Source organism: Roseburia yibonii, from assembly GCF_014297335.1.
Lineage (GTDB): Bacteria > Bacillota > Clostridia > Lachnospirales > Lachnospiraceae > Roseburia_D > Roseburia_D yibonii.
Window position 1 is genome coordinate 240867 of sequence record NZ_JACOQH010000001.1, and the last position, 25147, is coordinate 266013.

A 25147-nucleotide genomic window follows, 5' to 3' on the forward strand; every position below is an offset into this window, starting at 1 on the left:
ATTACGAATGAGAGGTCCCTATGTTTACACCAAAGAATCATCACTCCACTTCCAATATCAACCTGAATATCGAAATAGATCCCGGCATCTCCCGTGAGATACCGGAATCCATGGATACCAATGATGCACTTGCTTTCAACCAGAACAGCCTTGCAGTGGAACGCACCGAATTCGCCAAGATCCGTACCGATCTCGCGCTCACAAATTCCATGCTCGCCGTCAACCGGACACATCTTTCTTATTTAAGAACCGTTGTCTCCCTGGTCGGAAGCGGTGCCACACTCTACAAAGCCCTCCCCCTGATCGGCGTGGGCGTTCGTTTCACCACACTGCTCTGCGGCTTTTTGTTTCTCGCAGCCATCTACTTCGCCTACAAGGATGCAGCCACCTATCCGGGCATGAAACGGAAACTGCACGATATGGAAACACGTGCTGAGGAGCTTGCCAAAAAGGCTGAAAGCCAGGTCTTCCGCGTGGATGATGTTTTCGCAGAAGACGATGCTTCCAGCCTTGATAGTGATGACAGCAGCAATATTTAATCAGTTTACGCCAATTTTCGGACAGATATCGCCAAGACAGCATCTGTCACAATACGGAGTTGTGCGCGCTGTACAGATCTCACGCCCGTGATACACCAGCCTGTGGCAGAAATCACTGCCCTCCTCCGGCGGGATCAGTTTCCAGAGCGCCATCTCCACCTTCTTCGGATCTTTGATCCGATCTACCAGCCCCATCCGGTTCGTCAGGCGGATGCAGTGTGTATCCGTCACGATCGCCGGTTTGCCGAACACATCCCCCATGATCAGGTTCGCGCTCTTTCTCCCCACCCCGGGAAGTTTTAACAATGCGTCAAAATCATCCGGTACTTTTCCACCGTACTCTTCTTTTAACATCTTCATACAGGCACTGATATCCCTTGCCTTGCTGTGTCCGAGCCCGCATGGCTTTACGATCGCCTCGATATCCGCCACATCCGCCTCCGCAAGCGCCGCAACGCTCGGATATTTATCATACAGTCCCTGCACGACCACATTGACCCGCGCATCCGTACACTGCGCCGCCAGACGTACACTCACAAGCAGTTTCCATGCCTCATTGTAATCCAACGTACAGCCCGCGTCCGGATATTCCTCTTTTAACCGCTCTATAATAAGAAGCGCCCGCTCCTTTTTCTTCTTTTCTGTTTCCATGCTTTTTCTCCTTTTTGCTATCTTAACACACTTTTTTCGAATCCGCCATGGAAATCTCTGCAATATACTCTAACTTCTTTCCGCGATCAGCGCCTTGATCTCTTCCGGTTTCGGCATCACGCGGAGTGCTCCTTTTTTTGTTGTAATAAGGGATGCCGCCGCATTGGCAAATACAAGCATTTCCCTCAAGTCCTCTTTTGTAAGATCGAGTGTTCCCTTCTTTAAGATCTGATGCAGCATGCATCCCATAAAGGTGTCACCCGCTCCGGTCGTCTCGATCGTCCCTTCCTGCAAAAACGGTTCCACCGTCACCGCGGTCTCACCGCAATATGCCTGGCTTCCCTTGCTTCCAAGCGACACAAAGACAAGCGGAATGTCATATTCGCTCTGCAGCCTGCGCGCCGCCTTCTCATAGTCCGTCTCTCCGGTAAACCAGGTGATCTCATCATCCGAGATCTTTAAGATCTGACTCTGTTTCATCCCATACGCGATCTGTTCCTTTGCCGCATCGAGGGAATCCCAGAGCGGCGGACGCAGATTCGGATCGAATGAGATGAGCGCCCCTGCCTCTTTTGCCACCTGTACGGCATGTTTTGTCGCAGCGCGCACCCCTTCATCCGTCATGGATAAGGAACCAAAATGGAAGATCCGGCAGTCCGAAAGCAGTTCCGGCCGAACTTCTTTTTCCGTCAGCATCATATCCGCACCCGGTTTCCGGTAAAATGAAAAGTCACGGTCCCCGTCCGCTTTCGTCTGTACGATCGCAAGTGTGGTATGCACCGCATCATCCATACAAAGTCCTTCGGTTCCGATGCCCACTTCCGCAAGTGCCTGTTTTAACTGATGTCCGAATCCGTCATTTCCGACTTTTCCAATGAACGCCGTACGGTCACCAAGCCCGGTCAGCATTGCGAGCACATTACAGGGCGCGCCACCCGGATTTGCCTCAAACAGTGGATTTCCCTGCGGGCTCAATCCGTTTTGTGTAAAATCGATCAACAGTTCTCCCAATGCTACTACATCATATTGTTTCATACCATTTCTCCTTTTCTCTCACAATGCCAGTTCAAAGATCTTTCCGGTTCCGTCTGCCTCCACACGGATGCTTCTGTTACTTCCGTCCGGATAATACCGCGTGGTAAACACCGTTTCCCCGCCATTTACATAAATTTCAAGCAGTGACTCGTCCGACAGGATACGCACTTCCCGCAAGTGTTCGATTCTTGCCCTTCTTGCCTTTCTGCCGCAGCCGATATCCGTGTCTGCCCCTGGCTGGAATTCAAGTGTAAAAACACCATTCTGATAACCGATCACGCACTCCTTTTCCAGTGTGATACACATCGGCGCATCCGAGAACACCGTAAGCTCCAGGTCAAAGCAGCCACCGGAAATCTCCGTCTCTTTTCCGCATTCGACCGAGATCTCTTTTTTCCGAAGCGCAGCCACTTCTTCGACCGGAGTCTGCACCACCCTGCCGTTTCTCACTGACAACTCACGCGGTGTTGTAAGCACATGCTGCCAGCCGAGTGCAACGGTCGGATTCTGGTATTCCGCTTCCACATCCGGAAGTCCTGCCCAGCCGACCAGGATTCTTCTGCCCTTTTCATCCAAAAACGTCTGCGGTGCGTAAAAGTCAAATCCCATGTCCCACTCCACAAACATATCCGCGCTCGGTGTTTTTCCATCCTTTAACAGAAAATATCCGGACTGATAGACATTCTGGTTTTTGAACGCCTCACGCGCAAGTCCCTGCGGAGATACGGAGAGCACTTTATTTTCATCGAGTGAAAACAGATCCGGACACTCCCACATGTATCCAAACGTGTCCGCTGTCTGAAATTCCTCTTTCAATGTCCAGTGCATTTTGTCCGCAGACTCATAAAGAAGCGCCGCACCCGCATCGTTTTTCTTTCTTCCTCCAAGCAGCATATAATATCTGCCGTTTTCCCGAAACACCTTCGGATCCCGCACATGCCTGGTATAATCCTCCGGATAATCCGCCGATGTGAGCAGGCATTTTTTCGCGGTAAAATGAATGCCATCCTGACTTGCCGTATAGATCACATTCGCTTCCCTGCCATCCAAAACATAGTCATAATCGCCATCCAGCTTGACATTTCCGGTGTAGAACAGCTCCATCTGTCCGTCCTCCGTAAACGCTGAGCCGGAATACACCCCGTGGCAGTCATACGGACTGTCCGGAAAAAGCGGCACACCCTCGTAGGTCCAATGCAGCATGTCTTTACTTTTCATATGCCCCCAGAATTTCAGTCCTCCCTTCGCGTCAAAAGGCGCGTACTGAAAGAAGAAATGATAGTCGCCATTATAGTAGCAAAGTCCGTTCGGATCGTTCAGCCACCCCACCGGAGGCATGATATGAAAACGTGTGCTCCACTTTGCGTCTTTTAAATCTTTTCCCTTCTTTTCCTGTTCCTGTATCCACGGAACCATTACTTCTGCCATTACATTCATTTTACCTGCACCACCTTACTCTACGGTAATTATTTTCTCCAGTACCATCGTATTTCCGGTTTTTTCCGCGCGCACATCACTCCAGTCATCCGAATTGGTCACGATCACCGGTGTCGTCAGATCATAGCCCGCGTTTTTGATTCCTTCCATGTCAAATGATAAAAGCTTCTGTCCTGCCTTTATCGCATCTCCACTGTTTACATATGTCTCATAAAATCTGCCGTCCAGTTCCACGGTATTTAATCCGACATGGATCAGAAGTTCGATCCCTTTGCCGTTGTTTAAGCCGAGCGCATGTTTGGTATCAAACACCATCTCTGCCACTCCGTCAAACGGTGCGTAGACCACGCCTTCCTCCGGCACGATCGCAACTCCTTTTCCCAGTGCTTCGGATGCAAAGGTTTCGTCCTTTACTTCTGAAAGTGGGATCACATTTCCTTTTACCGGGCAGTATACCGCATGTTCCTCAAATTTTTGTTCCGTTTCCGGTTCTGTTGCCTGTTCTGTTGTCTGTTCTTTTTCCGGTTCCTCCGATGAGCTCTTATCATCGCGGAAAAACAGCCAGGATAACGCAAACGCTGTCGCAAACGCAGCTACGATGACCAGTGTATACTGCCATACATAATCTGTCGTGATCAGATAGCCGAACAGACCCGTGATTCCATAAGCGGTAGAACCGACACCGGTGATGCCTGCTACCAGTCCTCCGACCGCGCCGCCGATGCAGCCTGCTACAAAGCATTTGATATAACGAAGGTTGACACCAAAGATCGCCGGTTCTGTGATACCAAGGAATGCGGAGAGTGAAGCCGGAAGCGCCATTCCCTTTAATTTCTGATCCTTTGTTTTTACTGCAAGCGCAAGCGCTGCCGCACCCTGTGCAACATTGGCAGCCGTAGCGATCGGCATCCAGATATCAAGTCCGTCCGCGCTGAGCATCCCGGCTTCCAGTGCATTGTACATATGATGTACACCAGCCACAACAGTCGGCGCGTAAACCGCTCCCGCAAGTGCGGATCCGATACCAAGCGGCATTGTGATCAGTGTTTTTACCCCGGCGAGCACGCCATTTTCCACCCAGGAAAATACCGGTCCGAAGATCGTCAGTGTACAATATCCGGTCACAAGCACAGTTACGAGCGGTGTCACAAACAGATCGATCATTTCTGGAACGATCTTATGCAGCTTTTTCTCCAGCATGGACATAAACCACACCGCGATCACCACCGGGATCACATGCCCCTGGTAGCCGACAAGTCTTATGCTGTAAAGACCGAACCACGCTTCCGCTGTCGGAATTGAATCCGCTGTCGCGACCGACCAGGCATTTAAAAGATCCGTATGGATCATGATCATACCAATAACCGCACCGAGGAAAATATTTCCGCCAAATACCCGTGCCGCGCTGATTCCGATCAGGATCGGTAAGAATACGAATGCCGCATTGCTGAACAGATGGATGATCGTATACGATCCGGAATTTGCCATCGCCGGAAACATTTTGCTCAAGCCTTCCAGCAGTCCCATTAAAAGACCACTCGCAACGATCGCCGGAATGATCGGCACAAACACATCTCCGAGTGTTTTGATCATCCGTTTAAAAATATTCTGTTTCGCGGTTGCCGCCTGCTTTACTTCTTCCTTGGTTGCCGCTGTAATGCCGGCGATCGCGATAAACTCATCATAAACCTTGTTTACCGTTCCGGTTCCAAGAATGATCTGAAGTTGTCCGGAAGCCTCGAACACGCCTTTTACCCCATCAATATTTTCGAGTTCCTTTTTGGAACATTTCGCGTTATCCGCAATGACCAGGCGTAGTCTGGTCGCACAGTGTGCTGCGGATACAATGTTTTCCCGTCCGCCAATGCATTTGTAAATGTCATTTGCCACACTTCTGTAATCCATACACTTTCCCTCTCTTTCTGTTATCGTTCTTACTTGATTTTCGCCTGTTTTTTTTCTGCCATTCCATGTAAGTATGTGTTCTCTATATGGAATCGTTCTCACATCTTGATTTTATTATAGCGACAAAAGCCTCTCCTGTAAATTGATATCTTTCACAAATTATCCGTCCCAAATTCATACACAATATCCAAAAAAGGAGCCGTGCATCCCTGCCGTCCCCAAGGGACAGCCCGGAATCACACAACTCCTTCTTCTTATAAAACAGATGCTTTCTTTTTGATCTCAAATCCCATTTTCAGTTCCCGGCTGACCGCATCTTCTTTCTCCATATGCTCAACCAGCATGGCTGCCGCTTCCGCTCCCGCAGTCTTATAATACAGATGCACTGTAGCAAGCGCCGGTTCCACCAATCCTGCGAGCGGTGTATCTCCGATCCCCGCAAGCTCCACATCGTGTGGGATCGATTTCCCAATTTCTTTTAAGTACCGCATGGCTCCGATCGCGATATTATCGGTCGCGCAGAATACCGCATCGATCTTTGGTTCACGCTTTAGCAGCTCCTTCATCTTATCATAACCGGATTCCATGGTAAACTGCGCCTCTGCCATCCGCTCCGGCGGGCAGTCCAGCTTCTTTGCCCGGACTGCTGCCTCAAATCCCTTTTTCCGGTTTAAGCCCGCCGCCTCATCTTTTGTCGTGACACCGATGAAGCCCGGAACTTTCCCATGCTCTAACAAAAGCTCCGTGATCTGCTCTGCCGCATGATAATCATCATGGTATACGCACGAATACCCGTCCAGATGCTGTCCCAAAATGACAACCGGCACCTGACAGGCTTTTAACAGTTTCTTGTGCCGCGCTGTAAGGATCGTCGCTATAAACAGAATGCCATCCACCTGACGATCTTTAAACAGGTTTAAGTATTTCAGTTCTTCCGCAATATCGTTGTTGGTATTGGCAAGCAAAAGCTGATAACCGTTTTTTGAAAGGACATCGCTGATCCCCGCCACCATCCGGCTGACCGTATCTGAATTGATCTTCGGAAGGATCACCCCGACCAGCCGCGTCTTTTTCGTCCGGAGCGTCTGTGCCTGCGTCGATGGCTGATAACCGGTCTTTTCGATCACCGCCCGGATCCGCTCCTTTTTTTCTTCGCTGACATAACCCTCGTTCAGATAACGGGAGACGGTAGCCCGGGACACTCCTGCCAATTTTGCTATTTCATTGATATTCAAGATCTCTTTCCTCCGCCCGTTTCCGCTTTTTCTGTTCTCATCTTACATCAAAAAACGGCATCTGAAAAGAGCCAAAAATCAGATTTGACCTATGGCATGGTCGTTGCTTCGCCATCACAGGTGATGACCACTACCTGCCACGGGATCATTTTCCCGCTGTTTTGCATGGCACGGATCACCGCATTTTCCAGTCCGCCGCAGCACGGAACCTCCATGCGGACGATCTTGATGCTGTGGATATCATTATTCTTTATAATTTCCGTTAATTTTTCCGCATAATCGCAGTCATCTAATTTCGGACAGCCGATCAGCGTGATACGGTTTTTGATAAACTCCTGATGGAAGGATGCGTAAGCATATGCCGTACAGTCCGCGGCGACAAGCAGATCCGCCCCCTCAAAATACGGTGCGCGTGTCGGAACCAGTTTGATCTGTACCGGCCACTGACGCAGTTCTGACTGCTGTTTTCCTGCCGGTGCCGCCGTATCCGTCTTTTCTGCCGCGTGCCGGTTCATCTGGCGCATTCTGGTACCCGGGCATCCGCCCTGCGGCATCATGCCATGCGCTCCCTGGGCTTCTTTTTTCTTTGCTTCCATACGCTCTTTGACCGCCGCCTCATCATAATCTGCCGCCTCGCGCTCAATGATATGGATCGCGTTGGTCGGACAGGCCGGCAGACAGTCTCCGAGTCCGTCGCAGTAATCATCCTTGATCAGTTTCGCCTTGCCGTCTACCATGGCGATCGCACCCTCGTGACAGGCATTTGCGCAGGCTCCACATCCGTTGCATAAGTTTTCATCAATATTTACGATTTTTCTGACCATTCTATATTCTCCTTTGCTTTTTGCTCATTTCCTGTAATTGTACTTTATCGGAAATCACCGCAAAAGTCCGTAACATTTGTTACAAAATCACAAATATTCTTCCAACCTTTTCTGATCTTTGATCTGTATCTGTCTTCGTTTCAGCGAAATGATCCCCTCTTTTTGCATTTTTCCAAGCTCCCTTGACAGTGACGGACGTGCCACGTTCAGATAATCCGCCATCTCCTCTCTGGAAAAACTGCTGTTTATCCTGCCTTCCTTATCCTGCTGTTCGACCAGAAAACAGGCGATCTTTTCCCGGATAACGCCGCCGCCAAGCACACGAAGCTTCTGGTTCATCCGGTACGCCTTGTTCGCAAAAACCGTAAGCAGGTTATTGCGCATCTTCTGCACCGCGCGTGGCTGGCAGACGTCTTCTCCGAAAAAGATATCATTATCCACGATGAGTACCGAGGTATCCTCCGCAGCCTCAGCATACATCGGATAACACGCTTTTCCCAAAAACGCGTATACCTCCCCGAACATCTCCCCGCTCTGTTCGATCCTGGTGATCAGGATACGCTTTCCGGAAAGTGTGCCCTTCGCGATCACAACCTTCCCGTCAAGCAGCACATACACCTGTCCCGGCCGGTCAAGCTCTTTAAATATAAAAGCTCCCTTGGGAAAGTGACGGATCACGCTCCGCTCATCCGAGAGCAGCCAGTTTATGTCCGCATCCGACATTCCACGAAAGAGACTGCTCGTTTTTAAGATCTCAAGCTCGCTTTTTTGCATCTTTTTCCCTCCCAAGCACCTTTACCGCGGCAAGAAGCAGCAACGGAAATATGATCACCGCCAGGATACCGGCTTTTAAATTATCGGATGCCGCACTCGAAACACCGCCGACCAGTGTCGGGCCGCCCGAGCATCCCAGATCTCCCGCCAGTGCCAGCATTGCAAACATCACTGTGCCTCCGTTCTTTAAGGCGGCAGACGCCTTGCTGAATGTGCCAGGCCACATGATGCCAACCGACAGCCCGCATAACGCACATCCAAACAGTGACACAGCTGTGCCAGGTGCCAGTGAGATACAAAGATAAGCGATCACACAGAGGATACTGCTGCCGGTCATGAAACGATCCAGATCCATTTTATCTCCGAATTTTCCATAAAACGCCCTGGCACTTCCCATCAGCACCGCAAACGCCATCGGGCCCGCAAGGTCACCGACCATTTTACTCACGCCAAGCCCCTGTTCCGCGAAGGTCGATGCCCACTGGCTGACCGACTGTTCGCTTGCTCCCGCGCAGAGCATCATGAGCATCAGAAGCCAGAAAACCTTCTGTCTGCACAGATCACGCAAAGACAGTCCGCTTTCTCCTTCCTCCACCAGCGGCGCCATCGGCGCTTTGAGAAACGCAAACACATTGACCACCGGAACGATCACCCAAAGGCAGGTCAGCACCTTCCAGTGTTCGATGCCAAACACCTTAAAAAACAGCGTGGAGATCAGGACAACCGCCACATGTCCCCAACAGTAAAAAGAATGTAACAGACTCATCGCCTTTTCCTTATTATCGGTCGGACAGCTTTCCATGATCGGGCTGATCAGCACCTCGATCAGTCCGCCACCGATCGCATAGATCACAACTGCGGTCAGAAGTCCGGCAAACGCGTTCGGAAACAGCTCCGGCAGAACCGCAAGCCCCAAAAGCCCGAGTGCCGCAAACACATGCGCGATCAAAATCGATGCCCGATACCCGATCCGATCCACAAATCCCGCAGACAGCAGATCGATACAAAGCTGGATCCCGAAGTTGATCGTGATGAGCATTGTGATCTGACCAAGCGGGATCTGGTATGTCTTTTCAAACGTAAGAAAAAGTAATGGTGCGAAGTTATTTACGATCGCCTGGACAATGTAACCGGTAAAGCAGGCGTAAATGGTCGTCTGAAATTTATGCTGCATATGGGAATACCTCCTGTATCTTTTTTAAAAACAGATGCTGGAACAGCGCGATCACTCTACCGACTTCTTTCCCGCTGACATCCGAGATCGTCTGGACGATCCCGGTCAGGCATACCGCGATCAGCAAAAACAGCATTCTGCCCGCGAAGGTTCCGGGAAAAGTGCCCTTACAGTCTGTCGCGAAATTCGGGATCACAGCGACATAGAGGTTCATAAACCTTGTAAATACGATACTGAGCGGGATCTGAAGCACGGTGTTTCCGAAATCGGTACCCCAGAGCTCCGAAACCGCAATGATCGGCGATACTCCAAGTCCTGTTTTCGTATTTAATGTAATGCCAAGGGCTAAAATTGCAAGCCCCGCCAGATAAATGATCCCTCTTGTCAGCTGTTTCATCCTTATTCCCTTCTACTCTTTGTATAATCCGTTCTTAAAAAAAGCGTATGAATCCATAATACTTTTTTCATCCGCTATGTCAAGCGCAAAGAGAATTTCCCGCGCAAATTCCAGTGCCGCGGTTCCATTTGCCGTAACAATATTCTGATCCCGCACCGCCTGCTTTTTCTGATGAAGCGCACTTCCGGTGTACGCGTCCTTTGCCCATGCTTCCATATCCTTCAAATCATTACAGGTGTGCTTTACCGTATTTAAAACACCAAGCGTTCCAAGAAATGACGCCGCATCACAGATCCCGCCAAGCACCCTGCCTTTTTCCACGCACTGCAAAACGAGTGGCGCTATCTTTCCCGCATCCGGCTTTCTCCAGCCGGTTCCGCCGATCAGAATAAGCGCCTCATACGTTTCCGGCACCTCGTCCAGCCCATAATCCGGCACGACCCGAAACCCTCCGATGGAGCGCACCGTTTCTTTGTTTAAGGAAACGGTCTCCACCACATAGTTTCCTTTTCCAAGCTCCAGGATCTGGGACGACAGATACGCCGCCTCCCAGTCCGCAAATTCTTCTTTGAGCACGAGCAGTATTCTTTTTTTCATGTTTGTTCTCCTTTATAAATTTTCGTCAGATTTTCTGCTATTTCAAGGAGTTTTTTCTGGATATATTCCGGTTCCAGCACATATGCCTGGTTCTGAAACGTGAGGATCCAGTTTATCATGCTCTCGTCATCCGCGTATTCCTTCCGGAAAAGCAGTGTCCCATCCGGTCTTACCTCATAACAGTCCGGCCCGCATTCCTCGATCAGCCGCCATTTCACCTCCGGCCGGAAGATCACGGTTATCCTTTTTTCGGGCGGAAAGATCTTTTCATTGGCAAGATCCGGCGCCGGTACCTGACGCGCCTCATAGGAAACATCCGTAATTTCCATTCGTTCCATACGGTTTAGCTTGAACATCCGAAAATCTTTTCTCAGCCGGCACCAGCCCCATACATACCAGCTTGCCCATTTAAAAATGAGAAAATACGGCTCTATCCTCCTCTCGCTCTCTCCTTTGGGCGCATAATACTGAAACGACACGATCCGCCTTTGTTCGATCGCCGCCTGTATGATCTCGATCTTCGGGGTCAGGGACGCTTTGTGCCAGGAAGAAAGATCGATCAGGATCGAATCTCCTGCGCTTATCAGCTCCGATGACCCCGCCTTTAGCTTTTCCATCAGTTGTCCGTAGTAATTGCTGCCGCTTACGCTGTCCATGCTTCGGATGCCCGCCAAAATGATCTGCATGTCTTTGGACGTCAAAAGCGTCCGGTCCATCCGGTAACCCTCCATGATCCGGATACCGCCGCCGCTTCCCTGTATCGTCTGGATTGGGATTCCCGCTTTGCAGAGCGATTCGATATCACGGTTGATGGTCCTTCTGGATACCTCAAATTTTTCCGCCAGTTCAGGCGCTGTTGTATTTTCTTTCTGCAGAAGCACAGAAAGAATTCCGATCATTCTGTCCAGTTTCATATAAACTCCTTATCCGCATCTTAGCAAAACAAACACGTCAGCTGTATGTCATGTTTATTGTAGCACTTTATCGCCGGAATTTACATTGCCCCTCTGCCGTCTCCCTAGAGCAATGCCTGCAACGTCATAATGTGGTACTCCTCGTCCCGGATGATCCTTGCAAGCACTGCGTTGACATATGGATCCCGGATCCTTCGCATATGCATCCGGTATTGATTGATGGCTGCTTTTTCCGATTCGATATCCGCCAGGACCATGTTTCTCGCGTTCTCCGGCGTTTTTAAGTACTCCGGCGTCCACAGCTGTCTCTTTCCCCCACGTTGTCTGACCGAAAAATCAATGGTTCCTCCGAGTAAAAAGATTAACTGCCCCAGCTTCTGCATATGGATCATCTCCGCCATCGCGATCCCGAGAATCACCTTCGCGAGACTGCATTTTCCACAGGAGAGACGGTTCTCATTGTTGATATACTGGGTGATCGCCGACATTTCCGACACCGAGCCGCAATAATCAAACTTAAGCAGTTCCGCATACTCGCTGTTTTTGCCCGCAACCTGTACCGGCGGATACGGCAGTGCCATCATAATCGGCTGTACACCCCGGAAATCACAGGTATCCAGCCGAACTGCTTTCTTTTCCTGTTCCTGCATAAAAGTACCTCCAACCTAGATTCTGTATCATACTATATGCGCATTCTTTCTCATGTGTGAAATTGACAAGGTTTTAAAAAGTGCTACAATTTATATTAAAAAAAGGAGCAAACTTCCTATGAAAACAGGACTTGTAGTAGAGGGCGGCGGTATGAAATGCGCATACAGCGCAGGCATTCTCGACCGTTTTCTGGATGAACATATTACGTTTGACTACTGTATCGGTGTGTCCGCGGGATCTGCCAATACCGCAAGCTACCTTGCCGGTCAGCGCGGGCGTAACCGCCGTTTCTATGTAGAACATCTGATGGAACCGGGATACATGGGTGTGAAAAATCTTTTGCGTACCGGACAGTTTTTCGGTCTTCAGTATATCTATGCGACACTGACCAATTCCGATGGTGCGGATCCGATCGACTACCCTGCCATTGCGGCAAATTCCGCTGAATTTGAACTGGTTGCCACAGATGCCGCAACCGGAAAGGCAGCCTATTTTAACAAAGATGATATGAAACAGGATGACTACCGCGCTATCATGGCTAGCTGCGCCCTGCCTGTCATGTGCCGTCCGATTTCTTTCCACGACAAAACCTATTTTGACGGAGGCTTATCGGATTCTATTCCGGTCGAACGAGCTTTCCGCAAAGGATGTGACCGTGTGGTTGTGATCTTAAGCAAACCGCGCAGCTTTGTAAAACAGCCGGAAGACTTCCGGCATATTTACCGCCATGCCCTGCGCAAATATCCAAAGACCATTGCGGCACTCGACAACCGGCATCTTATGTACCGTCAGAATATTGCCGATGTAAAAAAACACGAAGCAGCCGGAGAAGCACTTGTCTTCGCGCCTTCGAAAGAGTTAAAAATGAGTACCTATGCCCGCAACATAAAACTGGAAGAGGAATTATATGATCTGGGCATCTCGGACTTTGACGCACGGCTTGAGGAACTGCATGCCTTCCTGTCCTGATTAAGACGGGATGGATGCATTCCGCATTCCGCTTTGAGCTGCATGATCTTTGGATTGCTATAATCTTTCAAAGGTTTGATATCATACACCATAATATTCATGGATAGCTTTTCCTATCGTTGCAGTTACCCCAACACCATAAAGACCATCCAGAACTTGCTCTGTTTTATCATTTGCCAAATATCCCTCTGCTATTTTTAACAAAATATATCTTGCATTTGCAGTTCGGTACATCTTTTTGTATTATCTTCCAAGCGTTTTACAATTTCTAACATTTCACTGTTCTCTCCAGCAGAATCCCTGAACAAAAAATAAATATTCTTTAATTCCTCTTGCAGTTTTTCAGTAACTTCGGGATGCTGTTCACTTTCCTCTACGGCACTTAAATATTTTTCTCTACTGCCATATATCTGTAACAACTCATTACCGACTTTTCCATCAACCATGTTGCTTTTTACAAGCTCGCTTATTCCGGAAATTGCAGAATCATCGATATCTCGACCGCTCACTATTGTCTCTGTTACTTTCTCTGCATCCTCCACCTGAAATGCCTCAAAACTAAGAGGCGCATCCTCAAATTCCATACCGTCCACAACTCCAAGTAAACCTATTTCATCATAATACCTCAATGCCCGGATACGTCCAAATCCAGCATCATCTACTCCACGTTCATATATATTTTGAGACAATCGTTTTTCAGATTCTCGAAGCTTTCCTCTTGCCTCAGTTCTTTCAATATAAGAAATTCTTTCTTCTATCAATTCCTGCTTTCTGGTTTGAACTGCAAAATAGCTTTGTGCAAAAGCAATCTGTTCTTTACGAGGATCTCCGTTCTCTGCGATAAGATAACATGCATAACGAGTAAGCATATAATCTTCTACTTCACGACGTGCTCCATTTCCAACCGCAATGGTACTGTTAATTTTTGAAAAATGGTTTTCTATTAAATTACCATTATTTTCACAAGAAAGCATTGCTTTATTTACAGCATTATCAAAATTTCTCCATTGAACATAGTCCAATAACTTCATTAATTCTCTTGCATACCAATACTCGATACCATCTGATTCATGTCGAATATCATCAAATTTTTTTCTATAGTCTTCTTTTCCATACGCTTCATCTCCTATAATGAACATATTGCTGACGTCAGCAATATGCTCATTATTATTATTTTATTACTTCAGTTCATCATTTTCTTTTCATCTGCAATTTTCATTTTGTCATAATATGCTTTATACCTATAAATCGTCCTCTCACTGACATTGTTCCGCTTTGCAATTTCTACCATTGTCATGCCGCTCTCATACCCAACAACAAAATCATTGTAAATTGCCATCCACTTGGCATTATGTTTCTGCCGACCGCTTAGTTTACGGTTTCTGTAATACTCCAATTCCTTTCGAAGTTCTGCATTCTCTTTTTCCAGCTCCTCAATTCTTTTTAATGCCTCTTCAAGTGTTGCAGATTTCCCCATTACCCTGTCCTCCGTTCATGTCATTCTCGTTTTGTCTATATTATAAATATCTGTGCCTTATTGTCAATCCGATTGTGTCATGTTGTGTCATTTTTTACAATATCTTTCATACAGTCGAAATACCGCCGCTATTGCTTGCAGACTTCTATCATGTAAGCACGGCGTCCATTTTCCTCGTCGCCATTACATAAAAATAAGTCAGTATCCGAACTGCATCTCAATGATGATGCAGTTCAAATACTGACTGATGAAAAATATAATCCACTTTTACTTATCTTGTGTCGGTCATTCACTTGGAAAGCAAGACAACCGTCTCTATATTCCCGGTAAATGGGAACATGTCTACGCAGCACATCCGCTTCACCGCATATCCGCGCGCCTGCAGCACTTCCAGATCTCTGGCGAGGCTGGTCGGTTTGCAGGAAATATAGATCATCCGATCCACACCGTAGGAAATAATCTTTTCCAGGGCTTTCGGATGAATGCCGTCACGCGGCGGATCGAGCACGATAAAATCCGGTTTTTCTTCGATCCCGTCCAACACCTTTAAGACATCCCCCGCAATAAACTCACAGTTATCCAGTCCGTTCAATCCTGCATTTTCCTTTGCAGCTTCCACTGCCTCGGAAACGATCTCCACTCCGATCACCTTCTCCGCAACCGGCGCAAGCATCTGGGCTATGGTTCCCGTTCCGCTGTAAAGATCATAGATCACTTTATTTTTCAGACCGTCCAGACCATTTTCCTTCTGAAACGCATCCCGGATAAATTCCCTTGCCGTTTCATAAAGCACTTCCGCGCCGAGAGAATTTGTCTGGAAAAACGAAAACGGAGAGATCTTAAATTTCAGTCCAAGCAGTTCCTCATAAAAATAGTCCTGTCCATACAAAATATCCGTACCCTCATTTGCGACCACGTCCGCCACACTGTCGTTTTTGGTATGCAGGATACCCACGATCTTTCCATCCAGCGGAAGAATTTTCAACATTTCGGTGAACGCGTTTAACAGAGCCGCTTCCTCGCACGGTGCTCCATCCTTTCGGATCTCCTGCGTTGTTGTGACAAGGTCGATCAGAATCTCCTCTGTCTTTACCGCTTTTCGCACCAAAAGGTGGCGCAGATAGCCCTCATGCCGCAGTCTGTGATAAAAGGACGCCTCTTTTTCCTGAAAGAAATCCAGCACCCCACGCAGTATTTTATTGTAATCCTCATCCACGATCTTACAGGAATCTACAGTCACGATGTCGTAAAAGCTGCCGCGCTTATGCATACCGAGGGAAAGCGGACCGTCCTTGCAGGAATCTCCGAAGGAAAACTCCATCTTATTACGGTACGCAAGCGGACGCGGGCTTGACTTCACACCCTCAAACACCTCGTCAAACACACAGGTCTGCCCTGCCACTTCCGCGAGAAGTTCCCGGATCTGGCTCTCCTTTAACGCAATCTGGTCTTCGTAGCTCAAATTCAAAAAGATACATCCACCACAGGCGCCAAAATGCGGACATACCGTTTCCGTCAACTCATTCTCCGCCTTTTTTACCACCTCAAGAAGCCGTCCTTCTGCCTTGCCTTTTCGTACCTTCTGGATACAGACAGATACCGTCTGCCCCGGAATCGTATTTTTTACGATCACTGTTCTTCCTTCTTCTGTTGTAAACATCCCCTTATTCGGGAACGCCACCTTTTCTATGGTTCCGGTTATGATCTGTCCTTTTTTCATCTATCTTCCTGCCTTTTTCTCATTTTTCATTCTTCCTACTACTATACCGAAATTTTGTCCGTTTGCAAAGTCCTAAAATGCAATTACAGAGACGAAATACGCTATGCGTATTCCGCTCTGATCAGCAGTCGTCAAATGAATGCCCATGCAAGCATGGCATTCATTTTCCTCGTTGCTCGTAGTACAAAAAGAGCCGGTACACAAAACAGTCGGATTTTTTTCGACTCATTTTGTGACCAGCTCTTTTTCATCAACTGGAAAACCGCGCCAGAAACTGTCTGGTTCGTTCTTCCTTCGGGTGCTCGATCACTTCCCTCGGATCGCCCTCCTCGATGATATAGCCGCCATCCATAAAGATCACACGATCCGCGACATCACGCGCAAATGCCATCTCATGTGTGACGATGACCATCGTCATATTCTCTTCCGCAAGCTGTCTTATGACCTTTAAAATTTCACCGGTCAGCTCCGGGTCAAGCGCTGAAGTCGGCTCGTCAAAAAACAGTACCGACGGATGCAGGGCAAGCGCTCTCGCGATCGCCACTCGCTGCTTCTGCCCACCGGAAAGCTGACACGGATAATAGTTTTCCTTATCCTCGAGCCCCATCTTCTTTAACAGGATACGCGCTTCCTTTATGGCTTCTTCCTTGTCCCGTTTCTGTACATGAACCGGCGCATCGATAATGTTTTTTAACACGGAATAATGCGGAAACAGGTTAAAATTCTGAAATACCAGACCAAAATATCCCTGGATCTCCTTTAATTCCTTCGGAGATGCATAGACTGCATGTCCTCCCGCCTTACTTGTCGCCGCGCACTTTCCGAGATAAGTAAGCTCCCCTTCGTCCATACGCTCGAGCATCGTCGCGCAGCGAAGCAGCGTAGACTTTCCGGAGCCGGACGGGCCGATGATCGCCACGACTTCCCCCTCTTTGACCGAAAGAGAAATGTCATGCAGCACATCCAGATTTTCAAAGCTCTTTTTTAAATGACTGATCTCCAATAAATTCATATGCCGCTCCTCTACTGATAATAGCTCATCCGCTTTTCAAGATATTCCATCCCGACTGCCACGATCAGGTTAAAGATATAATAAAACAGACCTGCCACAAATAACGGCATCATGGTCGTCTGGGCCGCCGCGATCTGTTTCGCGATCGTGAACATCTCCGCGTAAGCAAGCACAAACGCAAGTGAGGTGTCCTTTACCAACGTGATCACTTCATTTGTGACCGACGGAAGCACCCGTTTTACCATCTGCGGAAATATGATCTTAAAAAACGTCTGGTTTTTCGTGTATCCGAGCACCTTCGCCGCTTCCCGCTGACCTTCCGGGATCGACTGGATCCCCGATCGGTAGATCTCCGCGAAATACGCCGCATAATTGACCGCAAACCCGATGATCGTTGCAGTAAAGCGGTAGCTTGTGGACAGCCGCATTCCAAACAGATAATACGGCCCGAAATAAACCACCAGAAGCTGTAACATCAGCGGTGTACCGCGCATGATGGAAATATAGATCTTGGTGATAAGCTGCACCGGCTTTATTTTTGACATCCGCCCAAATGCCACAAGCAGTCCGAGCGGCAGGGAAAATACCAGCGTCAGCACAAAGATCTCACAGGTCGCAAGCATGCCGGAGGCAAGTTGTCCAATCATACTCATGGTTGACATAACATTTCTCCTTTCGGATCTTTCTTATTTTCCGAGGCAGAGCATATCCGGTACATTGTAGTCCGCATAATTTGCCGCGATCTTGTCTATCGTTCCGTCTGCCTGCATTTCATCCAGAGTAGCCTGCACCTTGTCACACAGCGCGGTATTTCCTTTTTTGAATCCGACTGCGTACTGTTCGCTGCTCACCTGCTCATCTAACATCTTAAACGCGTCCCCGCGGGAGCTTACCTGATATTTCGCAACTCCAATATCAACTGCGATCGCGTCCACCGCGCCGGATTCCAGATTCATAAATGCCGTATTATAATCTGCCACCTGCTGTAAATCCGCAAAAGAAGCGGTGAGCGCAAGATTGTCCGCATTGTCCTCGCTGTCATCGGTAAGCGCCGCAAGCGCGGATGAATCCGCCTGGGTTACGACCACTTTTCCCGCAAGATCCGAAAGGGAAGAAATATCAGAATCCGCATTTACCACGATCACAATACTGTTGTCCACATACGGTTTACTCCAGGTGTAGGCATCCTCACGTCCGGTCATCGTAAATCCGTTCCAGATGCAGTCGATCGAACCGGAATTCAATTCCATGTCCTTGGAATCCCAGTCGATCGGCTGTTTTACCAGTTCCCATCCGTTTCTGTCGCACACTTCTTTTGCCAGATCCAGATCAAATCCGACATATTCTCCATTGTCATCCATATATCCGTAAGGCGGATACTCCGCATCAAATCCAACGATCAGCTGTGTACGGTCTGCTTCGTCCGAAGCATCTCCTGCTTCCGTTCCCTCTGTATCCACACCGGCATCTGCCGCACTGCCATCCGCTGTCTTACCGTCTGCTGTGGCTGTTTTACTGCTTCCGCATCCGGCTGCCGCTACACAGGTCAATGCCAGAAAAAGTGCCAGAAATCTCATTCTTTTTTTCATAGTAGTATCCTCCGCGATTTATGTATTTTTCGAAATTATCACTTTACCATACTACCATGATGAAACAATAATGTAAACATTTTAAATTACTTTTTTCTGAAGCCATTTACCGCTTAAGAACCTGCCTGTAAAAATAATTCCGCGCAGTGTCCAGTCCGCAAACATACCGATCCAGACTGCCATCGGTCCAAATCCCCAGACACGGCTCAGATAAATACAGAGCGCCACACGCATGCACCACATGGTGAGCATCGAAAGGATCATGGAAAACTTCACATCGCCCGCCGCGCGCATACCATACGCCGGGATAAACGAAAGCACCCAGACGATCGGTTTTACGATCGTGATCGCGACCACCATGCGAAAACACATATCCGCGCTCGCAGTTTCCATATGCGCAATCCATACGACCGGCTTGGTGATCGCAAGTACAAACAGGCAGGAAATGATGATCGCCACCTCCGCGATCGCTGTGAGCTTTACAATGTAATACTTTGCTTCTTCTTTTCTTCCTGCGCCGATACACTGTCCGACGACCGTCATAAGCCCGATCCCGATTCCGATCCCGGCGATCCCGTTTAACATCTCCAAAATATTGGTCATCGCCTGTGCCGCGATCGCAACGGTTCCCATTGCGGAAACCGTTGACTGGATCGCCAGCTTACCGAACTGGAACATTCCATTTTCAATGCCGGACGGAACACCGATCGCGAGGATCTTCTTGATCAGCGGCATATCCGGGCGGATCGTAAAATAATTCCGCAGCACGATCTGCTGTCTGTCCCTTCGCAGCGCATAAAATACCACGCACATGCTGAACACACGGGATAAGAGCGTAGAGATCGCTGCTCCCGCCACACCGGCGTGGAATCCAAAGATCAGGATCGCGTTTCCCGCAATATTTAACACATTTGAGATTACAGACACCGTCATCGGGAATCTGGAATTTCCGCCCGCCCGGAAAAATGCCGATCCCACATCAAACAGCGCCAGAAACGGATACGATATCACTGTGATCAGAAAATAGATCTGTGAATCTGCCATAACCTCCGCCGTCACTTTTCCAAAAATAAAGGAAAGCAATGGTTTGCGGAAGATCAGACACGGGATCATCACACCGACCGAGATCGCGAATACCGCAAGAAACACCTGCTTCGCCGCGCGGTTTGCCCCTTTTAGGTCTTCTCTTCCGATATACTGGGAGCAGATGATCGCCGCTCCTGTGGTCAGTGCCGCAAAGATCTGTATCACCAGGTTGTTGATGGAATCCACCAGTGAGATGGCTGAAATCGCCGCGCTTCCCACGTTGCTCACCATCATGGTATCCGCCATACCCATAAAGGAATTTAAAAGCTGCTCCAGAACAATCGGTAACAGCAAAACAAAAAGATCATGATTGGAGAACAGCAGGTTCTCCTTCTTTACTATCGTTCGATCATAAAGTTTCCACATTACAACAACTCTTCTTCCTCATCCATATTCGGATCGGTGATCGTCCGTTTCGGAACGGTGCGCACACTGATCCCGTTGACCTCCACATGATCATCCACCGCAATGACCAGACACTGTCTGCCATCGATCAGTTTGGTTTCGATCAGATCCGTGCGCTCCGGATTGACTTTGATCACAATGTCCGGTGTCTCAATGTCAAAACGCTTGGTATTTGTAATATTCGTCGCGAGCAGCTCCGTCTTATCTCCCGCTTTCTCGGCAAATACCTGCTCAAATGTCTCCATATTTTTCTCCGGGACTCCGCTGTTTTCCAGCAGTTTTTTCACTTCCGTCTTAGAAAGGGTGAGCGGTTCCGGATTGTCTTTGTTTTCCTCGATCATCTCGCTTAAATTTTCGTGGATGCTCTTTACGACCTCGTAGTCGCCATCTTCCTCCAGCGTTTCCGACAGGATGCTCTGGAACGTTTCTTTCTGTGTCGCCGGAGTGAGCGGCATCACGCTGCCGAGTACCGTCTCGATCAGACCAGGCTGCTCGATCTCTGGGTTCTTTGCATATGTAAGCACACTGTGTATGTCGGAAGATCGGTCATTAAACGCCGGGAAAAGGAATCCGTTGACCGGCTGTTCCACCACCCAGTCACGCACCCGGTCCGCAATACTGTTTGTAACCGCATTATAGGAAAGCCCTGCCTTCGACATCTTGACCGGACAGATACTGCACATGATATGCGCATACACTTCGTCCGATGCGTCAAACATCTCATCACCGGCGGTTGATTTCCCCGGAATATCATAAACGGAATGAATTAAGATAATGTAATAATTTTCTCCGTAGTCATAATTTTCGATGATCTTTTCATAAAACTCCTGCACCAGCGCGTCATCTTCCAGCCTGGTATCCCGCAGCTTTAAAAGGAATTCCTGTGTTCCACCCGCTTCTTCCTGCTCGAGCGGGAACTCCATGCCCACCAGATTTTTGCCGAGTGTTCCGGAAAGTGTATGGCGGAAGATCTCAAAATATTTGAATTCTTCCTCCTCCGGGAGCGACAAAAACGCGTCCTTTGATTCAAGTATGATATTTTTCTCATGATCCACATAACAGCCACAGATGCGCGTGATCGCGCAGTTATCCGGTGTAAACTGTTTTCTGATCTCCAAGACTTCTTTTTTGTTCATTGCTCCAAACCTTCTTTATTTCTTTTTCTATTCCGCAAAAGTCACGCACCTGCATGCTCCGCTAATTTTTCCCGCAGCATACGGATCTCCGCGGCATGTCCCGCGTCATCAAACGGCGTCTCTAAATAAAACGGAAGCCCTTTTAATGCCGGATGCTCCAATACCCGAAGCAGCGCAGGAAATCCGATCTCACCCGCACCGAGCGCCGCATGTCGGTCTTTGTTTGAGCCAAACGGCATCATGCTGTCATTCAGATGCACCGCGCGAAGGAGCGAAAGCCCGAGCACCCGGTCAAACTCCGAAAGAACCTCATCCAAATGCTCTACAATGTCGTATCCCGCCGCAAATACATGGCAGGTATCCAGACAGATCCCGATCTTCTCCGGATGCGCGCATCCCTCGCGGATCTCTTTTAATTCCTCAAAACGGGAACCGATCTCCGTTCCTTTTCCAGACATCGTCTCAAGGAGCACCATGATATGCTCCTCTCCGGTGAGTGCCTGATCCAGGCCGGCAATGATGTTTTTTATCCCTGCCTGAACGCCGATCCCGGTATGACTGCCCGGATGGAACACGATATTTTCAATCCCGAGCGCATCCATACGCACCACGTCCTCACGGATCACCGTGTTGGCAAATTCATAGACTTCTTCTTTCGCACTCGCCAGATTCATGGTATACGGCGCATGCGCAAGAACCGTTTTCATGCCGTTTTCCTCACGGATCTTCTGAAAACGCGAAATTTCCTCTTTTGTATAATCTTTATAACTGGATCCCCTCGGATTGCGGCTGAATATCTGCATGGTATCTGCTCCCATTCCTGCCGCGTTTTCGGCTGCTTTATCCAGCCCTTTCGCGATTGACATATGCGTTCCGATCGTTTGCATTTCTTTCCTCCGTTTCCGGTTTCATCCTTCAGATGTAACCTTTATTCTAACATATTTTTTCCCGGTTTACTACAAAAAAACCGCCTTTGCGATCGTTATGATCCACAAAAGCGGTTTCCTGCTGTGATATGATTTATTTCATGCGAAATGCACGGTCTGTCAGTTCTTATCAAACTGCTGCAAGCTGTTTTCCAAGGCTCTCGCACTCTGCGATCGCACCGTCATCCGGTGTTTCCTGGCAGATCAGGCCTTCTCCGTTTACAACCTTTGCGCCTGCTGCGTTCATGCGGTCAACCCAGTCTCTCATCCACTGTCCGTCTCCCCATCCGTAAGAACCGAACAATGCGATCGTCTTTCCTGCCGCAAAGCCTTCTACTTCAGAAACGAACGGATCCATCTCTGCCTCTTCCAAGACTTCCGCACCCATAGCCGGGCATCCCAAAGCGAATACGGTTTCTTTTTTCAGATCGTCCAGAGAAACGCTGGAAACATCAACGACTTCCGCTTCTTTTCCGGCTGCCTTGATCCCGTTTCCGATCGCTTCTGCCATCGCCTGTGTATTTCCTGTCTGTGACCAATAAACTACGCTGATTTTACTCATTCTTTTTTCCTCCTAAACTGCTGCCTGTTTCGGCTCATTTTCGTCCTTATAAATATCCAGAATATCCTGAATGCCCACCCCATAGGAAAGCAGCTGAATCACAGTCTCCTTGGCATTCTCGAACTTTTGGAACAGCCTTCTTTTTTCTTCCACATCCGCATATACCTTCCAGTAACCGGAATACAGAAAATTCTTTCCCTCATTTTCCACGAAGCCTTTCACATCCTCAGCCGGATAACCCAGCAAAAGCCCCATCTCATGTGGGAAACGGCCGCCTGCGCTCATGTAATGCGCATAACGTTTCTGAAACGTGCTTAAAATATTACCCAGTGAAAGCTCTGCATATCCCGCTTCTGCAAGCATGGTCTCAACTTCCTGCTGTTTTAAATATGCCTCTAACGGGTTTTTGCGGAACAAAAGGAAAGTCACCTTCTCTCCGGTTCGAAGCAGCCGAAAGAAAGAAATTCCGGATCTTCGCAGAATGACCCGTACCAGTGCTTCATCTTCAGCGGAAATGATCAAAAGATTGGATACTTTTAACCCGCTGATCAACGGTGCGCACTGAAGGGCGATCTGTGTCTCGATACTCTTTAAGTCCATTCCCTGAACAAGTTCAAATACCTCCTGGCTCATGCTACCTCCTTTGAGTTAGTCTTGTTTAACTCAAATTTATAGTAACTAATTATCAGGGAATAGTCAACTCTTTTCTTTTATATTATCAGCGTTTTTTTCTCAACTATTCTGTGAGCTCTTTGATATCCCAGTAATCATTCTGTCTGAGTGCCAGTTCGTCCGCGCGCCAGGTGATGAGCTCCCTCCTGTTTTTCCCGTCAAAGACAAGCAGAAAGCCCTTGGTGTAGGTGCTGTTCTCTCCTGCATTTTCACGGATCACAAGCGAAATATTTTCCGCGGCCAGCATCTCCACCAGATCCGCCAGTCCGTTTCCGGTGCCGCCTGTGGTCACGCCCCGCGTTCCAAATCGCTCAAGCACTTCAAGCGGCAGATTCGCCCCGTTATCAAAAATATCGATCTCGACGGTCTCATTCTTTTTTCCTACAATGACCAGTATCTTTCCGTCTGTTCTCCCGTCACGCGTGATCGCACGGATCGCGTTTCGCAGCAGATCTCCCACCACATTATGCACCATGAGCTGTGCGATCCCCATTTCATGGATCTGCTTTGCAATCGGTTCCGAAGCAAACACATCCATCACGATTCCCTTTTTGTTACATTCCAGAATATAATGCTGTAACTGGGCATCCAGCAATTTTATTCCCGTTGTTCCCAATAATTTGTAATTCATACTGTCCTTTCTTCCCGCAATCATCTGCTCGGAATAAATCTGATTGAACTCCTCCACCAGCTGTGGATCCAAAAGCCCTTCGTTTTCGTTGACCACTGAGATCAAAAGCGGCATCAGTTCCTTTGTCTTATGCAGGCTGGTGTTCATTCTTCGGTTATCCTGCTCTACTTTCAGTTTGCCTGCGGCAAGACGGTAATGATCCAGAAGCCAGAGGATGCCGATGATGATTGTAAAAATAAGAAAGTTTGCGATTAAAATACTCAAATTCCTATACTGACTTTGCGCTAAATGAAATCCGATCTGTTGCAAAACAATGATGCATATTCCTACAGCTGTAGTGATAAATCGAATTCCTCTATTGTCAAATACTTTATACAATGGCAACTTTTGTCCATGATGTTCGATAAGAACACTTGTTATTATGTATACCACCATAAAAAATATTCTCACCACTTTCATATTTCTGTTTCCCGCTATCCATAGACATAAATATGAACTTGGCAGTGTCAAAAGTACTGCGTAAATTGTATCTATTACAACGGTAGCTATAGTCATAGAAAATTTATAAAGTAAACCCTGACTATGATCTGTAACGCATAAATAGATAAACATCCACACAAGACATAGCATAACAAAAATTGTCTTTCCAACTGCATCCTCTTCTCCGATATTTTTTATCAGTATCATTTCCATAGCTACAAGTATTGCACCACATGTCAAACTTACCCCTCTTTTTTTCTTTATTCTCCCCAACGTAATCCAATCTAATGTAACAAAATATAAAAGTACTTCTGTTATAATATAGCAAAGTTTAAACATCATATCTTTT

Annotated in this window: 26 protein-coding genes; 2 read left to right on the forward strand and 24 right to left on the reverse strand. The window is 48.1% G+C overall.

The window, feature by feature from the left end; genetic code table 11:
• The first annotated feature begins 20 nt into the window (after positions 1–20).
• A complete protein-coding gene (locus tag H8Z76_RS01225) occupies positions 21–539 on the forward strand; it encodes a DUF202 domain-containing protein (RefSeq protein ID WP_022515298.1) in 519 nt (172 codons plus the stop codon).
• Here H8Z76_RS01225 and H8Z76_RS01230 read toward each other — a convergent pair whose 3' ends face one another.
• The 12 genes from H8Z76_RS01230 to H8Z76_RS01285 form a co-directional block, all read right to left on the reverse strand.
• A complete protein-coding gene (locus H8Z76_RS01230; protein ID WP_186981400.1) occupies positions 540–1190 on the reverse strand; it encodes an endonuclease III domain-containing protein in 651 nt (216 codons plus the stop codon).
• Between the two features lie 69 nt (positions 1191–1259).
• Positions 1260–2225 (reverse strand): carbohydrate kinase family protein, encoded by a 966-nt coding sequence (locus H8Z76_RS01235; protein ID WP_186981401.1) that lies wholly within the window; start codon positions 2223–2225, stop codon positions 1260–1262.
• 18 nt (positions 2226–2243) lie between these two features.
• Positions 2244–3662, reverse strand: a complete 1419-nt coding sequence (locus H8Z76_RS01240; RefSeq protein ID WP_186981402.1) for a glycoside hydrolase family 32 protein — start codon at positions 3660–3662, stop codon at positions 2244–2246.
• Positions 3663–3677: 15 nt separating this feature from the next.
• A complete protein-coding gene (locus tag H8Z76_RS01245; RefSeq protein ID WP_186981403.1) occupies positions 3678–5567 on the reverse strand; it encodes a PTS beta-glucoside transporter subunit IIBCA in 1890 nt (629 codons plus the stop codon).
• A 254-nt stretch (positions 5568–5821) separates the two neighbouring features.
• Complete coding sequence (locus tag H8Z76_RS01250) at positions 5822–6802, reverse strand: LacI family DNA-binding transcriptional regulator (protein WP_186981404.1); 981 nt, start codon at positions 6800–6802, stop codon at positions 5822–5824.
• 89 nt (positions 6803–6891) lie between these two features.
• Positions 6892–7626, reverse strand: coding sequence for an ATP-binding protein (locus H8Z76_RS01255; RefSeq protein WP_186981405.1), 735 nt, complete (start codon positions 7624–7626; stop codon positions 6892–6894).
• Between the two features lie 87 nt (positions 7627–7713).
• Positions 7714–8400, reverse strand: coding sequence for a Crp/Fnr family transcriptional regulator (locus tag H8Z76_RS01260; RefSeq protein WP_186981406.1), 687 nt, complete (start codon positions 8398–8400; stop codon positions 7714–7716).
• Positions 8381–9574 carry an MFS transporter gene (locus H8Z76_RS01265; protein WP_186981407.1) on the reverse strand — a complete coding sequence of 398 codons (1194 nt, stop codon included), beginning with the start codon at positions 9572–9574 and terminating at the stop codon, positions 8381–8383. Before H8Z76_RS01265 ends, H8Z76_RS01260 begins: the two co-directional genes overlap by 20 nt.
• Entirely contained in the window at positions 9564–9971 is a 408-nt protein-coding gene (locus H8Z76_RS01270; protein WP_186981408.1) for a hypothetical protein, read from the reverse strand. The genes H8Z76_RS01265 and H8Z76_RS01270 overlap by 11 nt, the downstream gene beginning before the upstream one ends.
• Before the next feature lie 12 nt (positions 9972–9983).
• Positions 9984–10568 carry a type 1 glutamine amidotransferase family protein gene (locus tag H8Z76_RS01275; RefSeq protein ID WP_022516437.1) on the reverse strand — a complete coding sequence of 195 codons (585 nt, stop codon included), beginning with the start codon at positions 10566–10568 and terminating at the stop codon, positions 9984–9986.
• On the reverse strand, positions 10565–11482 hold the full coding sequence (locus H8Z76_RS01280) for a helix-turn-helix transcriptional regulator (RefSeq protein WP_186981409.1): 918 nt from the start codon (positions 11480–11482) through the stop codon (positions 10565–10567). Before H8Z76_RS01280 ends, H8Z76_RS01275 begins: the two co-directional genes overlap by 4 nt.
• A gap of 104 nt (positions 11483–11586) precedes the next feature.
• The gene (locus H8Z76_RS01285) at positions 11587–12132 is read right to left on the reverse strand and encodes a ferritin-like domain-containing protein (RefSeq protein WP_022516439.1); all 546 of its coding nucleotides are present in this window, start codon (positions 12130–12132) and stop codon (positions 11587–11589) included.
• 118 nt (positions 12133–12250) lie between these two features.
• Between H8Z76_RS01285 and H8Z76_RS01290 the strand changes: the two genes are divergently transcribed.
• Positions 12251–13102 carry a patatin-like phospholipase family protein gene (locus H8Z76_RS01290; RefSeq protein WP_022516440.1) on the forward strand — a complete coding sequence of 284 codons (852 nt, stop codon included), beginning with the start codon at positions 12251–12253 and terminating at the stop codon, positions 13100–13102.
• 197 nt (positions 13103–13299) lie between these two features.
• On the opposite strand, the gene H8Z76_RS13515 is transcribed toward H8Z76_RS01290, so the two are convergent.
• The 12 genes from H8Z76_RS13515 to H8Z76_RS01350 form a co-directional block, all read right to left on the reverse strand.
• Positions 13300–14241, reverse strand: a complete 942-nt coding sequence (locus H8Z76_RS13515) for a BRO family protein (RefSeq protein ID WP_243240375.1) — start codon at positions 14239–14241, stop codon at positions 13300–13302.
• A 44-nt stretch (positions 14242–14285) separates the two neighbouring features.
• Positions 14286–14579, reverse strand: a complete 294-nt coding sequence (locus H8Z76_RS01300; protein WP_186981410.1) for a helix-turn-helix domain-containing protein — start codon at positions 14577–14579, stop codon at positions 14286–14288.
• Between the two features lie 289 nt (positions 14580–14868).
• Complete coding sequence (gene rlmD, locus H8Z76_RS01305; protein WP_186981411.1) at positions 14869–16299, reverse strand: 23S rRNA (uracil(1939)-C(5))-methyltransferase RlmD; 1431 nt, start codon at positions 16297–16299, stop codon at positions 14869–14871.
• Positions 16300–16549: 250 nt separating this feature from the next.
• Positions 16550–17311: an amino acid ABC transporter ATP-binding protein gene (locus H8Z76_RS01310; protein ID WP_022516445.1), complete on the reverse strand. Its 762-nt coding sequence runs from the start codon at positions 17309–17311 to the stop codon at positions 16550–16552.
• An 11-nt stretch (positions 17312–17322) separates the two neighbouring features.
• A complete protein-coding gene (locus H8Z76_RS13520) occupies positions 17323–17973 on the reverse strand; it encodes an amino acid ABC transporter permease (protein ID WP_186981412.1) in 651 nt (216 codons plus the stop codon).
• Positions 17974–17997: 24 nt separating this feature from the next.
• Positions 17998–18900, reverse strand: a complete 903-nt coding sequence (locus H8Z76_RS13525; RefSeq protein ID WP_186981413.1) for a transporter substrate-binding domain-containing protein — start codon at positions 18898–18900, stop codon at positions 17998–18000.
• Positions 18901–18981: 81 nt separating this feature from the next.
• The gene (locus H8Z76_RS01325) at positions 18982–20352 is read right to left on the reverse strand and encodes an MATE family efflux transporter (protein ID WP_186981414.1); all 1371 of its coding nucleotides are present in this window, start codon (positions 20350–20352) and stop codon (positions 18982–18984) included.
• Positions 20352–21527, reverse strand: a complete 1176-nt coding sequence (locus H8Z76_RS01330; RefSeq protein WP_186981415.1) for a DUF4317 domain-containing protein — start codon at positions 21525–21527, stop codon at positions 20352–20354. Before H8Z76_RS01330 ends, H8Z76_RS01325 begins: the two co-directional genes overlap by 1 nt.
• Positions 21528–21568: 41 nt before the next feature.
• Positions 21569–22414, reverse strand: a complete 846-nt coding sequence (locus tag H8Z76_RS01335) for a deoxyribonuclease IV (protein WP_186981416.1) — start codon at positions 22412–22414, stop codon at positions 21569–21571.
• A 169-nt stretch (positions 22415–22583) separates the two neighbouring features.
• Positions 22584–23015, reverse strand: a complete 432-nt coding sequence (locus tag H8Z76_RS01340; protein ID WP_186981417.1) for a flavodoxin — start codon at positions 23013–23015, stop codon at positions 22584–22586.
• Between the two features lie 12 nt (positions 23016–23027).
• Positions 23028–23648, reverse strand: a complete 621-nt coding sequence (locus H8Z76_RS01345) for a DUF3793 family protein (RefSeq protein WP_186981418.1) — start codon at positions 23646–23648, stop codon at positions 23028–23030.
• A 103-nt stretch (positions 23649–23751) separates the two neighbouring features.
• Positions 23752–24582, reverse strand: coding sequence for an ATP-binding protein (locus H8Z76_RS01350; protein ID WP_186981419.1), 831 nt, complete (start codon positions 24580–24582; stop codon positions 23752–23754).
• Positions 24583–25147 lie beyond the last annotated feature (565 nt).

Coding starts and splice junctions, on each gene's coding strand:
- H8Z76_RS01225 (WP_022515298.1), top strand. CDS start 21: ATGTTTACACCAAAGAATCATCACTCCACTTCCAATATCAACCTGAAT.
- H8Z76_RS01230 (WP_186981400.1), bottom strand. CDS start 1,190: ATGGAAACAGAAAAGAAGAAAAAGGAGCGGGCGCTTCTTATTATAGAG.
- H8Z76_RS01235 (WP_186981401.1), bottom strand. CDS start 2,225: ATGAAACAATATGATGTAGTAGCATTGGGAGAACTGTTGATCGATTTT.
- H8Z76_RS01240 (WP_186981402.1), bottom strand. CDS start 3,662: ATGAATGTAATGGCAGAAGTAATGGTTCCGTGGATACAGGAACAGGAA.
- H8Z76_RS01245 (WP_186981403.1), bottom strand. CDS start 5,567: ATGGATTACAGAAGTGTGGCAAATGACATTTACAAATGCATTGGCGGA.
- H8Z76_RS01255 (WP_186981405.1), bottom strand. CDS start 7,626: ATGGTCAGAAAAATCGTAAATATTGATGAAAACTTATGCAACGGATGT.
- H8Z76_RS01260 (WP_186981406.1), bottom strand. CDS start 8,400: ATGCAAAAAAGCGAGCTTGAGATCTTAAAAACGAGCAGTCTCTTTCGT.
- H8Z76_RS01265 (WP_186981407.1), bottom strand. CDS start 9,574: ATGCAGCATAAATTTCAGACGACCATTTACGCCTGCTTTACCGGTTAC.
- H8Z76_RS01270 (WP_186981408.1), bottom strand. CDS start 9,971: ATGAAACAGCTGACAAGAGGGATCATTTATCTGGCGGGGCTTGCAATT.
- H8Z76_RS01275 (WP_022516437.1), bottom strand. CDS start 10,568: ATGAAAAAAAGAATACTGCTCGTGCTCAAAGAAGAATTTGCGGACTGG.
- H8Z76_RS01280 (WP_186981409.1), bottom strand. CDS start 11,482: ATGAAACTGGACAGAATGATCGGAATTCTTTCTGTGCTTCTGCAGAAA.
- H8Z76_RS01285 (WP_022516439.1), bottom strand. CDS start 12,132: ATGCAGGAACAGGAAAAGAAAGCAGTTCGGCTGGATACCTGTGATTTC.
- H8Z76_RS01290 (WP_022516440.1), top strand. CDS start 12,251: ATGAAAACAGGACTTGTAGTAGAGGGCGGCGGTATGAAATGCGCATAC.
- H8Z76_RS13515 (WP_243240375.1), bottom strand. CDS start 14,241: ATGTTCATTATAGGAGATGAAGCGTATGGAAAAGAAGACTATAGAAAA.
- H8Z76_RS01300 (WP_186981410.1), bottom strand. CDS start 14,579: ATGGGGAAATCTGCAACACTTGAAGAGGCATTAAAAAGAATTGAGGAG.
- rlmD (WP_186981411.1), bottom strand. CDS start 16,299: ATGAAAAAAGGACAGATCATAACCGGAACCATAGAAAAGGTGGCGTTC.
- H8Z76_RS01310 (WP_022516445.1), bottom strand. CDS start 17,311: ATGAATTTATTGGAGATCAGTCATTTAAAAAAGAGCTTTGAAAATCTG.
- H8Z76_RS13520 (WP_186981412.1), bottom strand. CDS start 17,973: ATGTCAACCATGAGTATGATTGGACAACTTGCCTCCGGCATGCTTGCG.
- H8Z76_RS13525 (WP_186981413.1), bottom strand. CDS start 18,900: ATGAAAAAAAGAATGAGATTTCTGGCACTTTTTCTGGCATTGACCTGT.
- H8Z76_RS01325 (WP_186981414.1), bottom strand. CDS start 20,352: ATGTGGAAACTTTATGATCGAACGATAGTAAAGAAGGAGAACCTGCTG.
- H8Z76_RS01330 (WP_186981415.1), bottom strand. CDS start 21,527: ATGAACAAAAAAGAAGTCTTGGAGATCAGAAAACAGTTTACACCGGAT.
- H8Z76_RS01335 (WP_186981416.1), bottom strand. CDS start 22,414: ATGCAAACGATCGGAACGCATATGTCAATCGCGAAAGGGCTGGATAAA.
- H8Z76_RS01340 (WP_186981417.1), bottom strand. CDS start 23,015: ATGAGTAAAATCAGCGTAGTTTATTGGTCACAGACAGGAAATACACAG.
- H8Z76_RS01345 (WP_186981418.1), bottom strand. CDS start 23,648: ATGAGCCAGGAGGTATTTGAACTTGTTCAGGGAATGGACTTAAAGAGT.